The organism is Streptoverticillium olivoreticuli subsp. olivoreticuli, from assembly GCF_003391135.1.
GTDB lineage: Bacteria > Actinomycetota > Actinomycetes > Streptomycetales > Streptomycetaceae > Streptomyces > Streptomyces blastmyceticus.
The window spans coordinates 8,075,592-8,088,384 of the sequence record NZ_CP031455.1 but is presented as its reverse complement, the minus strand read 5'-3'; the positions used below and the strand labels follow the sequence as shown (position 1 = coordinate 8,088,384).

General features: G+C 71.4%; 15 protein-coding genes. 6 read left to right on the top strand and 9 right to left on the bottom strand.

Annotated elements, in window-relative coordinates:
• Positions 1–39: 39 nt before the first annotated feature.
• Positions 40–1,005, top strand: coding sequence for a GNAT family N-acetyltransferase (locus tag DXZ73_RS35125; RefSeq protein WP_116214973.1), 966 nt, complete (start codon positions 40–42; stop codon positions 1,003–1,005).
• Positions 1,006–1,039: 34 nt separating this feature from the next.
• On the opposite strand, the gene DXZ73_RS35120 is transcribed toward DXZ73_RS35125, so the two are convergent.
• The 5 genes from DXZ73_RS35120 to DXZ73_RS35105 all read right to left on the bottom strand — a co-directional run bounded on the left by DXZ73_RS35120 (position 1,040) and on the right by DXZ73_RS35105 (position 4,346).
• Positions 1,040–1,465 carry a lasso peptide biosynthesis B2 protein gene (locus DXZ73_RS35120; protein ID WP_116214972.1) on the bottom strand — a complete coding sequence of 142 codons (426 nt, stop codon included), beginning with the start codon at positions 1,463–1,465 and terminating at the stop codon, positions 1,040–1,042.
• Entirely contained in the window at positions 1,462–1,719 is a 258-nt protein-coding gene (locus DXZ73_RS35115) for a lasso peptide biosynthesis PqqD family chaperone (protein WP_116214971.1), read from the bottom strand. The genes DXZ73_RS35120 and DXZ73_RS35115 overlap by 4 nt, the downstream gene beginning before the upstream one ends.
• A gap of 53 nt (positions 1,720–1,772) precedes the next feature.
• Entirely contained in the window at positions 1,773–3,524 is a 1,752-nt protein-coding gene (locus DXZ73_RS35110; RefSeq protein WP_162890452.1) for an asparagine synthase-related protein, read from the bottom strand.
• A gap of 135 nt (positions 3,525–3,659) precedes the next feature.
• Complete coding sequence (locus DXZ73_RS38545) at positions 3,660–3,815, bottom strand: hypothetical protein (RefSeq protein WP_162890451.1); 156 nt, start codon at positions 3,813–3,815, stop codon at positions 3,660–3,662.
• 264 nt (positions 3,816–4,079) lie between these two features.
• Positions 4,080–4,346 carry a GlsB/YeaQ/YmgE family stress response membrane protein gene (locus DXZ73_RS35105; RefSeq protein WP_116214969.1) on the bottom strand — a complete coding sequence of 89 codons (267 nt, stop codon included), beginning with the start codon at positions 4,344–4,346 and terminating at the stop codon, positions 4,080–4,082.
• A gap of 198 nt (positions 4,347–4,544) precedes the next feature.
• On the opposite strand from DXZ73_RS35105, the gene DXZ73_RS35100 reads away from it, so the two are divergent.
• The 3 genes from DXZ73_RS35100 (at position 4,545) to DXZ73_RS35090 (ending at position 5,928) form a co-directional block, all read left to right on the top strand.
• Positions 4,545–4,775: a hypothetical protein gene (locus tag DXZ73_RS35100; RefSeq protein WP_116214968.1), complete on the top strand. Its 231-nt coding sequence runs from the start codon at positions 4,545–4,547 to the stop codon at positions 4,773–4,775.
• 288 nt (positions 4,776–5,063) lie between these two features.
• Entirely contained in the window at positions 5,064–5,330 is a 267-nt protein-coding gene (locus DXZ73_RS35095; RefSeq protein WP_240351629.1) for a hypothetical protein, read from the top strand.
• A gap of 70 nt (positions 5,331–5,400) precedes the next feature.
• Positions 5,401–5,928, top strand: a complete 528-nt coding sequence (locus tag DXZ73_RS35090) for a GNAT family N-acetyltransferase (RefSeq protein WP_116214966.1) — start codon at positions 5,401–5,403, stop codon at positions 5,926–5,928.
• 6 nt (positions 5,929–5,934) lie between these two features.
• Here the strand turns inward: DXZ73_RS35090 and DXZ73_RS35085 are convergent, their stop codons facing one another.
• The 4 genes from DXZ73_RS35085 to DXZ73_RS35070 all read right to left on the bottom strand — a co-directional run bounded on the left by DXZ73_RS35085 (position 5,935) and on the right by DXZ73_RS35070 (position 10,425).
• Positions 5,935–7,065 carry an acyl-CoA dehydrogenase family protein gene (locus DXZ73_RS35085; RefSeq protein WP_116214965.1) on the bottom strand — a complete coding sequence of 377 codons (1,131 nt, stop codon included), beginning with the start codon at positions 7,063–7,065 and terminating at the stop codon, positions 5,935–5,937.
• Positions 7,062–8,264: an acyl-CoA dehydrogenase family protein gene (locus tag DXZ73_RS35080; RefSeq protein WP_116214964.1), complete on the bottom strand. Its 1,203-nt coding sequence runs from the start codon at positions 8,262–8,264 to the stop codon at positions 7,062–7,064. Before DXZ73_RS35080 ends, DXZ73_RS35085 begins: the two co-directional genes overlap by 4 nt.
• Entirely contained in the window at positions 8,261–9,259 is a 999-nt protein-coding gene (locus DXZ73_RS35075) for an NADPH:quinone oxidoreductase family protein (protein ID WP_116214963.1), read from the bottom strand. The genes DXZ73_RS35080 and DXZ73_RS35075 overlap by 4 nt, the downstream gene beginning before the upstream one ends.
• A 128-nt stretch (positions 9,260–9,387) precedes the next feature.
• Positions 9,388–10,425, bottom strand: a complete 1,038-nt coding sequence (locus DXZ73_RS35070) for a LacI family DNA-binding transcriptional regulator (RefSeq protein ID WP_116214962.1) — start codon at positions 10,423–10,425, stop codon at positions 9,388–9,390.
• Positions 10,426–10,601: 176 nt separating this feature from the next.
• Between DXZ73_RS35070 and DXZ73_RS35065 the strand changes: the two genes are divergently transcribed.
• Together DXZ73_RS35065 and DXZ73_RS35060 are read left to right on the top strand one after the other, a co-directional pair.
• Complete coding sequence (locus DXZ73_RS35065) at positions 10,602–11,894, top strand: ABC transporter substrate-binding protein (RefSeq protein WP_116214961.1); 1,293 nt, start codon at positions 10,602–10,604, stop codon at positions 11,892–11,894.
• Complete coding sequence (locus DXZ73_RS35060) at positions 11,891–12,793, top strand: carbohydrate ABC transporter permease (protein WP_116214960.1); 903 nt, start codon at positions 11,891–11,893, stop codon at positions 12,791–12,793. The genes DXZ73_RS35065 and DXZ73_RS35060 overlap by 4 nt, the downstream gene beginning before the upstream one ends.

The following is a 12,793-nucleotide window of genomic DNA, read 5'->3' as shown; positions in this document are numbered from 1 at the left end:
CTTCGACACATCCTTTTGGGTCTTTGTACTGTTTGTCGGGTGATCATCACCTTCAAGCCTCTCAGCACGACCGATGCCCGGGACCTCGCGGCCTTGCGCGACGAGGTCGAACGCGCCGACAGGACGGGCCGGCACGAGGACGAGGCGGACGTCCTCCATGAGCTCGCCGACCCCAAGCTGGATCTGGCGCACAACACCGCCGGCCTGTGGCGGGGGTCGCGGCTGGTGGCGTACGCGATGGTGTACGAGCCGGAGCAGGTACGGGACATCGCCCGCTTCGGAACGGCCGCCGCCGTCCATCCGGACTGGCGCCGGCAGGGAATCGGTGCGCGGCTGGTCGACTGGATGCGCGACCGCGCGGACGCGATCCGGGCGGAGCGCCACCCCGGCGTGCCGGGAGAGCTGCTGGTCGACGGGTCGACCACCAACGCGGGGCTGGCGGCCCTGGCCCTGCACGCCGGATTCGAGCCCCGCCGGTACTGGTTCAGCATGACGCACGACCTGCGCACGGACCGGCTGCCCGCCGTGAAGGTGCCTGACGGCCTGCGCCTGGCGCCCTTCGAGGCAGCCCTCGACGAGGCGACCCGCAGCGCGCACAACGACGCTTTTCGCGACCACTGGAATCACACCGAGACGGACAGAGCCGACTGGGAGACCTGGTTCACCGGCGACCGTTCGTTCCGCGCGGCTCTCTCCGCCCTGCTGCTCGACACCGACGGCCGCGTCGCGGCGTACCTCCTCGCCGACGAGTACGTCGCCGACGGCACGGCCACGGGGCACCGCTCGTGCACGATCGGCCACCTGGGCACCCGACCGGCCCACCGGGGCCGGGGCGCGGCGCGCGCCCTGCTGGCGCACACACTGACCGAGGCCGGGCACCAGGGGTACGACAAGGCGGAACTGGTCGTCGACGCGGCCAACCCGACCGGGGCACTGGGGCTCTACGAACGGATGGGCTTCGTGACGGAGCGGGAGTTCGTGACGTACGCCCGGCCACTGGGCTGAGCGGGAAAAGCGCACCCGGCGGCAGGGCCGTGTCCTACCGCTCCGCCGCCGGGACCGAGAACAGGCGGCGGAAGTAGGAAGGATCCGCTTCCTCCTCGACCATGCGGCCCTCGGCTTCCACCCAGGCATGGGCACCGAACGGCGGGCGCGCGCGCACTCCGACGACCCACTCCGGCCAGCTGCCACGAACCCGGCACAGCAGCACCGTGGCCAGGGAGCGTTGCAGACAGCCCTCGTCGGAAGCGCAGCGCAGGCTGACCACGACCACGGCCTGCCGTGCGGCGCGCACCTCGGCGTAGGCAGCCGGACGGGCACCCTTGCGCAGCCAGGTCAGAACGGTCCGGATGCGGGCGGGCGAGCTGCGGGCCAACCGCCCGGCGACGGCCACCGCGAGCAGGGTGAGCAGACGCCGTCCGGGAGAGAGCCGTGGGCGCACCCGGTGCGGCACCACCGCGCTCATCGAAGCACCAGCTTCGCGTCGATCAGCCTCACTCGCAGGCGTTCCACGTCCTCGCGGGCGCGTGACTCGTCGACGTCGTACGTGGCCGTCAGCCGCTGGGCCGCCTGCTCCGCGGTCCCGCCCTCCAGCAGGACCCGCAAGGCGACCGATGCCGAGCCGTTGAGCTGCCAGTAGCGGCCGCCCGCTCCGTCCAGCAGCACCGTTCCGTATTCGGTGTCGGCCGTTGAGACATCGGGGCGCAGTCTCAGTGTCATCGTCCTTGCTCTCATGTTCTTTCGGTCGGGTCTTCCGCCCGGGCGGCGGCCGTTCAGGTGCGGGCGGCGGCCGGTGCACGCCGGGCGGCCCGGGTCCACAGCTCGCAGCCGATGGTCGTGGGCATGGCTCTCTCATGGAGCCGGGGGGAGTACGGGCGGCGGAACAGCGCGCGCAGCGGTTCGGGATCGATCAGCCCCAGTTCGGCCAGGGCGGAGGAGTCCCAGAGCCCGGCGATGTCCCGCCGGTGCCGCTCGAAGCCCTCGGCGGCGATCAGGGCCCCGTCGCCCTTGGTCCGCCGGGTCAGCAGCTCGCGCGGCAGGACGTCCGCCAGGGCCGCCTTGATCAGCGGTTTGAGTTCCCAGGGGGTGACGCGCTCGTCGGGCCGCACGGCCAGGCAGGCGTGGATGACCTGGTCGTCCAGGAAGGGGGAGGCCGGGGTGAAGTCCGGTGTCGCCACCACCTGGTGGAGCTGGCGGATCATCCGGCCGGTGTTCTGGATCTCCAGCAGGTCGCCGTGGCGGCCCCGGGCGGCGGCCAGCGGCTGCGCCGTCCTGGCGGCGTGCCGCAGCGTCCGGGCGATCAGGTCTCCGGCCTCGGGGGTGAGCCACCGGGGCAGCTGCAGAGTGCCGCCCCAGGCGAAGGCCGAGTTCTGCGGGCGGGGCGGCCGGCGCCGGGTCAGCGCGGCGGTCTCGGTGGCCAGCCAGTGGCGGTAGGAGCGGCTGTCCAGCAGGTCGCGCAGCGCGGGGCTCCACCGGAAGCCGGTGAGTTCATGGAGGGTGTGCAGTCGCTTCAGGGTGAGCAGCGGGCGGCTGCGCAGCAGATCGTGCTCGTAGCCGGGGTGACCGGTCAGCAGCTGGTCGCCGCCGAACCCGTCGAGGTGCAGGCGTGAGCCGTGGGCGGTGGCCATCTCCTTCGCGGCGCGCATCCGGGGGGCGCTGACCACCGCGCTGGAGGGCTCGTCGGGGAGGACGTCCACAGGAAGGGGCGCACCGTCCGCGCCGACGAGTCCTCCCAGGAAGCCGGGGAGTCGATCGGCCGGGTAGACGATGTGGTTCAGCTGCGGCAGGTGGGCGGCGGCCGTCCTTGCCCAGCGCAGGTCCTCGTCGGCCTCGTCCGGGTTCTCCATGGTGAACACGGTCAGCGAGGCCCGCTCCCGGGCGGCCAGCACGGTGAGGCTGGTGGAGTCCAGGCCGCCGGAGAGATCGGCGGTGATGGTCCGGGCGCCGTCGCTGCGCACCCGCACGGCCGTCTCGAGCGCCTGGCGCAGCGCCGCCGCTCCGTCCTCCAGGGAGAGCACCGGCTCCGGGGCCCGCCACCAGGGGGTCACGGCCTGCTGCCGACCGTCGGAGGAGAGCGTCAGGCGCGAGCCCGGGGGGACTGCCGTGACGTTCTGCCATGGCGTCCGGTCCGTCAGCGGGTGAGGTACGGAGACGAGCAGGCGCAGGGCCAGTGCGGACCGGTCGAACGGGGCGTCGAGCAGGGCGGCCAGTGTGTCGGCCCGGTCGGCGGCGAGGTTCAGGGCGCCGAGGCGGCCGTGGAAGACCCGGCGCAGCCCGGAAGCACTGCCCTGGATGTGCACACGGCCGTCGATCAGAGCGATCAGGTGAAAGCTGCCGGCCCAGTCGGTGCCCAGGCGGTCCAGATGGTGCGGCTCGTGGACCTTGGCGGCCGTCGCGGTGAGTTCGGCGGCACTCGCCGAGCACTGGCCGATGACGGCGAGCCGGGTGTCGCCGTGTTCGGCCAGGAGAATCTGCCCCGGGGCCAGCCGGCCGGCCACCCAGGGCCGGCCGGACCGGTGCGTCATGATCTGCGCGGCACCTGGGGGAAGCCGGTCGGCCGCTGCGGTCGCGGTTTCATGGTCCGGCAGAACCACGAAATATGGCGTCCCGACACCGACCACTTCGACCTCCTTTATCGGGCCTTGCAATTCAGAGCGCTCCTACCAGCCCCAGTGGGTGTGGAGAGCGGGCACGAAGGGCTCCTGACCCGCGGTGCCGAGCATTCCGGTCTCCTCCTGGAAAGAGCCGCACTCAAACATCTCCGGGGCCTCGTAGGCCTGGAGCTCACGGCTCTCCATACGCTCGTTGTTCACCATTCAATTCACCTCCCTCTCGCTGACCTTGCAGCTCAGGGAGCAGTGAATGCGCACACGGGAAATACCGGACGGATGCGAGCACACCACCCAACTGCCGGATGTACCAGCAGGATTCAGATCCCCGTTACGCCACCCCCTGGCGCTTGATCGCGACTGTATCCATGTTCAATCCGAGCGATCAAGGACACCGTTCCCGAATTGAGCACGGATTCCGGAATGTCCTATACCACTTGATCAACCGGCGAGCGGAGAGCAATTGACGCTTCAGTCACGTGAGTTGCCGAAGAAGATGCGGTATCCGATCAGCAGCACCAGCGAGCCGGCGATCGCCGAGCCCCAGGTGGCGGCGTCGAAGAAGTGGTTGCTGATCGGCTTGTGCAGGAACTTGGCGGACAGCCAGCCGCCGATGAACGCTCCGGCGATGCCGATGAGGGTGGTGCCGATCAGGCCGCCGGGGTCCCGGCCCGGCAGCAGGATCTTCGCGATCGCTCCGGCCAACAGCCCCAGGATGATCCAGCCGATGATACCCATGGTGTCGTTCTGCCTTTCCAGCGGTTGATCTGTGATGACTGATCCGCACGGCAGTACGGACACTGTTGTCGACGCCTGGCCGCGGTGCGGCGGTTTCACGAGTGACGTCGGGCCGGGTGGACACGCGGTCGGCGGGCACCGGCATCACCTGCCGACTCCCCGGCATTGCCCACTTGCGCAACATCTAAAGTGTTGGTCATGACACACGATGGCATGGCGGAGTGGGAGACGGCCGTACTGGAAGGCGGGCCGGTGGACGGGGTGGTGATCCGGCTGGCCAACCGTCCGGGAGTGGTGCAGGTCACCCACCCCTGTGCGGTGGAGGGCCCCGCGAGCGAGATGCACATTGCGGCGCTGTACGTATACCGGCGCGACCTGCGCGTGAAGGAAGAGCCCCTGCGGTACGGCTTCGACCCGGCGAGCCCCTGACCCGAACGGCGCCCCGCGCACAGCCCGCATCCCACCGCGCGCCGATCCGGTGCTCACCGGAGGGCCCCGGCCTCCCCTGCGGGCGGACCCGGCACCGCCTCAAAAAGGTTGCTAGATTGCGCATATGAGCAAGTGTCGCGGGCCGGATGAACGCCCTTGGGGCTTGGCACAGCCGCCGATGGCCTCGGCGCCGGAGACCGCACCACAGGATCCGTTACGAGAGGGGCCCAGTTGCCGCAGGGCAGAACGTCATCGGCAGGCAGCAGCAACCTGCGCATCGGGGCGGCCGTGGCCGAGATCGAGGGCTTGTACGCCGCACTGCACGCCACTGCGAACGGACAGCGCAGGGAGCGGCTCCTGACCGAACTCGCCCAGGCCGGGCGGCGCCTCACCGATCTCGCGCTCGTACCGCAAGGGGAGCGAGTGGGCGTTCAGCCCCGTTCACGCTGGCAGCGCCGGCGCTTTCTGGCGGCTCGCGGAGCCGCCAGAATCATGGCGTTCGCCACCGACCGCGGCCGCGCGGGCGGGCCGGCCCCGCTCGAGGACAGCCGCTAGGCAAGCGTCACCCCCGCGTTCCCGGGAAAAGGGGTCGACCGGGGGTGGGGCTGTCGCGTTGGGTTGGGGCATGACCGAACTGCGTACCGCCCGCCTCGCGCTCCGGCCCTGGCGGGAGGCCGACCTCGCGCCGTGGGCGGCCATGAACGCCGATCCCGAGGTCCGGGAGCATCTGGGGCCGGTGCTCAGCCGTGAGCAGAGCGACGCGTCGGTGGCGAGGTTCCGGACCGAATTCGAGGAGCGGGGGTTCGGGTGGTGGGCCGTCGAGGTGCTCGCCACCGGGGAGTTCATCGGCTTCGCCGGGCTCGACGAGGTGGATGACGGGATGCCGTTCACGGGGGTGGAGATCGGCTGGCGGCTCGCCCGTCCGTCCTGGGGGCACGGCTATGCCACCGAGGCCGCCCGGGCCGCCCTGGACTTCGGCTTCGGGACCCTCGGGCTTCCCGAGATCCTCGGGGTGACGACCGTCACCAACCTGCGTTCCCGGGCGGTGATGTCCCGGATCGGCATGACCCGGGACCCCGCGGACGACTTCGACGACCCGAGCGCACCCGAGGGGCCGCTGCGCCGCAATGTGGTGTACCGGATCCGCGCCTGATCCGGGTCAGGCGACGGGGCCGGGCACGTCGGCCAGGCGGGCGAGGGCCTGACGGTGGCGGTCCGGCGTGCCCAGGGCGGTGGCGTCGGTCCTGGCGCGCTTGAGGTAGAGGTGTGCGGGGTGTTCCCAGGTCATGCCGATGCCGCCGTGGAGTTGGACGCACTCCTCCGCCGCGCGGACCGCGACCTCGGAGCAGCAGGACTGGGCCACGGCGACCGCGATCGCCGCGTCGGGGGCGTCGGTCGCGAGCGCGTCGGCGGCGTTGCGGGCGGTGGCGCGGGCCGAGGCGATGTCCAGCCAGAGGGCCGCGAGCCGGTGTTTGAGTGCCTGGAAGGAACCGATGGGGCGGCCGAACTGCTGCCGTTCACCGGCGTAGCGCACGGTTTCGGTCAGGCACCACTCGGCGACGCCGAGCTGTTCTGAGGCGAGCAGTCCGGCGCCGGTGAGGAGGGCGGCGTCCAGGGCGGTACGGGCCCGGTCGGGGCCGGCGAGCAGTGCGGCCGGGGCTGCGGAGAGGGTGATCCGGGCGATCGGCCGGGTGAGGTCGAGCGGGGTGAGCGGGGTGAGGGTGACGCCTTCCGCGGTGGGGTCCACGCTGTGGAGGCCGGTGTCCGTGGGGACGAGGAGGACGTCGGCTCCGGCGGCACCGGCGACGGCGTTCACCGTCCCGGTGAGCAACGCCCGGTCCGGGCCGGTGGGTTCGGCGCTCACGGTCGGCCGCACACCGGCGCCCGGGGCGGTCGGCAGGGGCACGGCGAGCGCGCCGACCTGCCGGCCCTCGGCGAGTGCGGTGAGCGGGGCGGCGACCTCGGTGCGGCCGGTGTCGCAGCCGAGCAGGGTGCGTACGGCCAGGACCGCGCTGGTCAGGTAGGGGACGTCGGCGACGGTGCGGCCGAGTTCCTCCAGGACGACGGCGGCCTCGCGGGCGGTCGCGCCCTGGCCGCCGGACTTCTCGGGCACGAGCAGCCCGGCGGTGCCCATGCCCACGGCCAGGGACTGCCAGAGGCCGGTGTCGTACGGGCGGCCGCTCTCGGCACCGGCGAGCACGGACGCGGGGGCTCCGTGGGCGGCGAGCAGGGAGCGCACGGCGGCGCGCAGGTCCTGCTCGGTCTCGGAGTAGAGCAGGTCCGGCGTCATCGGGGCAGGTCCTTCCACGGGAGGTCCTTGTCGTTGCGGGGCTCGGGCGGCAGGCCGAGGACGCGCTCGGCGACGATGTTGAGCAGCACCTCCGAGGTGCCGCCCTCGATGGAGTTGCCCTTGGCGCGCAGATAGCGGTACCCGGCGTCGCGGCCGGTGAAGTCGACGAGTTCGGGCCGGACCATGGTCCAGTCGCCGTAGGTGAGTCCGTCCTCGGCGAGCAGCTCGACCTCCAGGGCGCTGAGCTCCTGGTTGAGCCGGGCGAAGGCGAGCTTCATCCCCGAACCCTCGGGTCCGGGGCGGCCCCGCCTGAGCTGCTGGCGGAGCCGTTCGCCGGTGAGCCGGGCGGCCTCGGCGTCCACCCAGAGGCGCAGCAGTCGCTGGTGGAGGTCGTGGGTGCGCAGCTCGGGGCGTTCGCGCCAGGTCCGGGCCACGACGCCGACCATGCCGCCCTCGCGGGGCACGCGGGTGCCGCCGATGGCCATCCGCTCGTTCATGAGGGTGGTCTGCGCGACCCGCCAGCCGTCGCCGATCGCGCCCAGGCGGTGCGTGTCGGGGATCCGTACGCCCGTCAGGAAGACCTCGTTGAACTCGGCCTCGCCGGTGATCTGGCGCAGTGGCCGCACCTCGACGCCCGGGTCGGTCATGTCGCAGACGAAGTAGGTGATGCCCTGGTGCTTGGGTACGTCGGGGTCGGTGCGGGCGATGAGGATCGCCCAGCGGGCGAGGTGCGCGCTGGAGGTCCACACCTTCTGGCCGTCGACGGTCCAGCTGTCGCCGTCGCGTACGGCCCGGGTGGCGAGCCCGGCGAGGTCGGAGCCGGCGCCGGGTTCGCTGAACAGCTGACACCACACCTCCTCGCCCGTCCACAGGGGGCGCAGGAAGCGCTGCTTCTGCTCGTCCGTGCCGTACTGGAGGATCGTGGGGGCGGCCATGCCGAGGCCGATGCCGATGCGGCGGGGGTCGTTGCCGGGGGCACCGGCGGCGTCGAGCGCGGCGTCGACGACCGGTTGGAGGGAGCGGGGCGCGCCGAGTCCGCCGAGCCCTTCGGGGAAGTGGATCCAGGCGAGCCCGGCGTCGAAGCGGGCCCGCAGGAAGCCGAGGCGGTCGGTGCTGGCCGGGTCGTGCGCGGCGAGGAGGGCGGCGACGCGGTCGCGCAGTTCCCCGGCGCCGGGGGTGGCCGCAACAGGTGCGTTCATCGCGGGCCCTCCTGGGCGGGGACGACGACGAGCCGGCCGGTGGTCGTGCCGTCGGCCACGCGCTGGACGGCGTCGGCGGCCGCGGTGAGCGGCAGGCGCTCGCTGACGAGGGGGCGGATCGCGCCCTGCGCTGCGAGCTTCGTCAGCTCGTCGTGGCAGGCGCGGACAGCGGCCGGGTCCTTGGTGTTGTAGAGGCCCCAGTGCAGGCCGAGAATGGTGTAGTTCTTCACCAGGGCGTGGTTGAGGGCCGCGCTGGGAATCCTGCCGCTCGCGAAGCCGACGACCACGATGCGGCCCTCGAAGGCGACGCACTTGGTGGACTGGGTGTACGCGTCGCCGCCGACGGGGTCGTAGACGACGTCGGCGCCGTGGCCGCCGGTGGCGTCCTTGACGGCGCCGATCACATCCTCGGCGCGGCGGTCGATCACCACGTCGCAGCCGTTCTCGTGGGCTTCGCGCGCCTTGTCGGCGCCGCCGACGACACCGATGACCGTGGCCCCGGCGGCCTTTCCGAGCTGTACGGCCGCGCTGCCGACGCCGCCTGCCGCGGCGTGGACGAGCAGGGTCTCGCCGGGCCGGATGCGGGCCCGGCGGTGCAGGCCGAACCAGCCGGTCTGGTAGCCGACGTGCAGGGCGGCGGCCTCGGCGTCGTCCAGGGACTCGGGAGCGGGCAGCAGGGTCTTGGCGTCCACGACCGCGAGCTCGGCGAAACCGCCTGCCGGGAGGGCGGGTTGCGCGAGGACGCGCGCTCCCACGGTGCCTTCCGCGCCCTCCCCGAGGGCGAGGATCTCCGCGCATGTCTCCACGCCGGGGGTGAAGGGCATGGGCGGACGGACCTGGTACTGGCCGCGGCAGAGCAGCGCGTCGGGGAAGTTGACGTTCGCGGCGAGAACGCGGATGAGGGCCTCGCCGGGGGCGGGGCGGGGGTCCGGTACGTCCTCGAGGCGCATGACGTCTCGGGGTTCGCCGTTGGTGTGCACTCGCCATGCCTTCACGGGGGCCTCCGGGTTGGTGGGGTGGCGTGCGGTTCGCATACTAAGCGGTTGGTAAGGGCGGGGGGGTAGGGGGGTTGTTGGGCGGGGTGCGGGTGCATGCGGACGGGGGTTTCCCGGCAGCGTGCCGCCTACGTCCAGCTCGTCGATTCCCGGGTCGTCAGACGTGGGGTCGACGCCTGGACCCGGGTCGGCGGGGCTCCTGCCAGGAGCGCGGTCAGGAGGTGGGCCGCCTGGCGGCCGAAGGCGGGGGTGTCACGGGTCAGCGCCGTCAGTGACGGGTGGGTGCTGCGGCAGAGGACGGAGTCGTCCCAGGCCACGATGGAGAGTTCGCCGGGGACTGACACTCCGCGCTCCGCCGCGACGGCGAGGCCGGCGACGGCCATGACGTCGTTGTCGTAGACGATCGCGGTGGGCGGCTGCGGACCGGACAGCAGCCGGCGCGTGGCCTCGGCTCCTTGCGCGTCGGAGTAGTCCGTGGTCACCGAGGTGGCGTCGGGCAGTCCGCGGCGCTCGGCCTCGGTGCGCAGGCAGGCCATCCGGCGCCGGGTGTGGGCGAGTTCGGGCAGGCCCGCGACATGGGTGATACGGCGGTGCCCGAGGGCGTGGAGGTGGCCGACGATGGAGGCCATCGCACCGGTGTCGTCGGCCCAGAGGGTGGAGATCGCACCATAGGCGCCGTCGTCGCCGTCGAGCGCCCCGATGACCACGGCGGGCAGGCCGAGTTCGTCCAGCAGGGCCGGGCGCGGGTCGTCGGCGCGGGGGTCGACGACGAGCAGTCCGTCGACGCGGCGCTCGGCCCACCAGCGCCGGTACGCCGCGCACTCGGCGTCGATGTCCTCGGCCATCTGGAAGAGCAGGCCGAGGCGGTGGTCGGCGAGCACTTCCTGGACGCCGGAGACCAGTTGGAGGAAGAAGGACTCGGCGCCCAGGGTGCGGGCGGGCCTGGCCAGGACGAGCCCGACCGTGGCCGCCCCCTCGCCGGACAGGGCGCGGGCCGCGGTGCTGGGCTGCCAGCCGAGCTGTTCGGCGACCTGGCGCACGCGTTCGCGGGTGGCGTCGGAGACCCCGGGGCGGCCGTTGAGCGCGAAGGAGACCGCGCTCTCCGAGACACCCGCGCGGCGTGCGATGTCCTTCATCGTCGGGCGGCGGGCCGGGGTGCGGCGCATGGCTCTCCTTCCGCTGCCCGCGCCCGGGACGCGGGTCCGTGCCGAAGCACTCGATCGACCGTAACTCCCCGCAGGCTAAAGCGCATTAGTCGGCAGCGGAAGTATTGACTTCACCGCGCCGCGGGTGCAGCTTTTGTTGCGCACCTCCCGGTCCGACCGAAGGAGTTCGCCGCGCCATGCCCCGTTCCCGTAGAACCGCTGCCGCCGCCCCGCTTCTCGCGTCCGCCTTGTTGCTCACCGCCTGTGGTTCCGGCGGTGGTTCGGACGGCGGTGCCGCGGACGGCAAGGCAGCGGGCAGCATCACCTTCCAGACCTGGAATCTGCGCAGCAACTTCAAGGACTACTTCGAGGGTCTGGTCGGGGAATTCGAGAAGCAGAATCCGGACGTCAAGGTCAAATGGCTGGACCAGCCGGCCGACAACTACGCGGAGAAACTCAGCGCCGACGCCGGTGGCGGCACCCTGCCCGATGTCGTCAACGTTTCGCCGGATCTCTCCTATCCGCTGGCCAAGGCCGGGATCCTGCTCAACCTGGACCGGGAGAAGGCCGCAGCGAAGTTCAAGGACGAGTACACGCCGGAGGCCTGGCAGGGGAACACGCTGCCGGGCCTGGACGGTTCGTACGCCTTCCCCTGGTATCTCAACACCGGTCCACTGTTCTACAACAAGGCGCTCTTCCGGCAGGCGGGTCTTGACCCGGAGAAGCCGCCGAAGAACTACGACGAGCTGTTCACCACGGCCGACGCCCTGGCGAAACGGTCCGGCGGGAGGACCGCGACCCTCGCGGGCACCCCGTCCATCGAGGACTTCGGCCGCTACGGCGTGCGGCTGATGAACGCCGACGCCACAAAGTTCACCTACAACGAACCCAAGGGCGTCGAACTGCTCACCAAATACAAGGAACTCTACGCACACGGCGGGCTCGATTCGCAGGCGCTCACCAACACCGCAGACCAGTCGGGGCAGAAGTTCCTGGAGCAGAAGGTCGCCATCAATCCGGGCAGCGCCCACGACCTGGATACGTTCAAGAAGAACGCGCCCGGTCTGTACAAGGAACTCGGCATCACCGACGCCCCGAACAACACGGGCAAGCCGAACATGTACGTGATGGGCCTGGCTGTCAACAAACAGAGCAAGCACAAGGCCGCGGCCGTCGCCTTGGCGCACTTCATCACGGACCGGAAGAACCAGGAGGACTTCGCGCACAAGGTCGCCGTCTTCCCCAGCACCAAGGGTTCGCTGGACGATCCCTACTGGACCAAGGACGACGGGACGGACGAGGGCCGGGTCCGGGTGGCCTCGGCGAAAATGCTCAAGGGCGCGGTCAATTACACGCCGGTGGTGCTGAGCGAGGAGATGAAGGTCGTCCTGAAGAACGAGGTCGCCAAGGCCCTCCAGGGCAGGAAATCCCCTCAGCAGGCACTGGACGACGCCGTGGCACAGAGCGACAAGCTCCTCAAGCAGAGCTGACGGCCGTGAAGCAGCCCTCCGTACGCGTACGCACCCACCGCGCGGCCAGCCCCTGGCTCTTCTTGATTCCCGGCCTCGGGGTGATCGCCGCCTTCAACCTCTACCCCTTCCTCACCACCGTCCGGAAGGCGTTCACCGACGCGCGGACGCTGACGCCCGGCAGCTGGGTGGGGCTGCGGAACTTCCAGGACATGCTGGACGACGACCAGTTCTGGGTGGCGCTGCGCAACAGCGGGCTGTACGTCCTGCTGGTCGTGCCCTTCACCGTGCTGCTGCCGCTGCTGTTGGCGCTGCTGGTCCACAAGCGCCTCCCGGGAGTCACGTTCTTCCGGTCGGCGTTCTACACCCCCGTCGTGGCGTCCGTCGTCGTGGTGTCGCTGATCTGGGTCTGGATGCTGGACGACCGCGGGCTGATCAACGGCATCCTGCGCTTCTTCGGGGCCGGCCCGGTGGCGTTCCTCGGCGACGAGTGGCTGCTGCTGTTCAGCGCCATGGCGCTGACGGTGTGGAAGGGCCTCGGCTACTACATGATCATTTATCTGGCGGCGCTCGCCGATGTCCCCCGGGAGCTGCACGAGGCGGCCGCCGTCGACGGGGCCGGCGCCCTGCGCCGCTTCGTCAGTGTCACCGTCCCCGCCCTGCGCTCCACGATGGTGCTGGTCGGCGCCCTGTCGTCGGTGGCCGCCTTCAAGGTCTTCTCCGAGGTCTATCTGCTGGCGGGGCCCACCGGTGGTCCGGCCGGGCAGGACACCACGCTGGTCATGCTCGTCCAGCGGACCGGCACCGGGCTGAGCGGCCGTGTCGGCTATGCCTCGGCCCTGTCCCTGGTCGTCTTCGTGATCGCCCTGCTGCTGATGCTGCTGGTGCTCCGCGCCGACCGGAAGGAGAGCGCGTCGTGA

What these genes read in the sequence shown, in the direction of transcription:
- DXZ73_RS35120 (WP_116214972.1), bottom strand. Translation starts at nt 1,465, where the DNA reads ATGAGCGCGGTGGTGCCGCACCGGGTGCGCCCACGGCTCTCTCCCGGA.
- DXZ73_RS35115 (WP_116214971.1), bottom strand. Translation starts at nt 1,719, where the DNA reads ATGACACTGAGACTGCGCCCCGATGTCTCAACGGCCGACACCGAATAC.
- DXZ73_RS35110 (WP_162890452.1), bottom strand. Translation starts at nt 3,524, where the DNA reads ATGACGCACCGGTCCGGCCGGCCCTGGGTGGCCGGCCGGCTGGCCCCG.
- DXZ73_RS38545 (WP_162890451.1), bottom strand. Translation starts at nt 3,815, where the DNA reads ATGGTGAACAACGAGCGTATGGAGAGCCGTGAGCTCCAGGCCTACGAG.
- DXZ73_RS35105 (WP_116214969.1), bottom strand. Translation starts at nt 4,346, where the DNA reads ATGGGTATCATCGGCTGGATCATCCTGGGGCTGTTGGCCGGAGCGATC.
- DXZ73_RS35100 (WP_116214968.1), top strand. Translation starts at nt 4,545, where the DNA reads ATGACACACGATGGCATGGCGGAGTGGGAGACGGCCGTACTGGAAGGC.
- DXZ73_RS35090 (WP_116214966.1), top strand. Translation starts at nt 5,401, where the DNA reads ATGACCGAACTGCGTACCGCCCGCCTCGCGCTCCGGCCCTGGCGGGAG.
- DXZ73_RS35085 (WP_116214965.1), bottom strand. Translation starts at nt 7,065, where the DNA reads ATGACGCCGGACCTGCTCTACTCCGAGACCGAGCAGGACCTGCGCGCC.
- DXZ73_RS35080 (WP_116214964.1), bottom strand. Translation starts at nt 8,264, where the DNA reads ATGAACGCACCTGTTGCGGCCACCCCCGGCGCCGGGGAACTGCGCGAC.
- DXZ73_RS35070 (WP_116214962.1), bottom strand. Translation starts at nt 10,425, where the DNA reads ATGCGCCGCACCCCGGCCCGCCGCCCGACGATGAAGGACATCGCACGC.
- DXZ73_RS35065 (WP_116214961.1), top strand. Translation starts at nt 10,602, where the DNA reads ATGCCCCGTTCCCGTAGAACCGCTGCCGCCGCCCCGCTTCTCGCGTCC.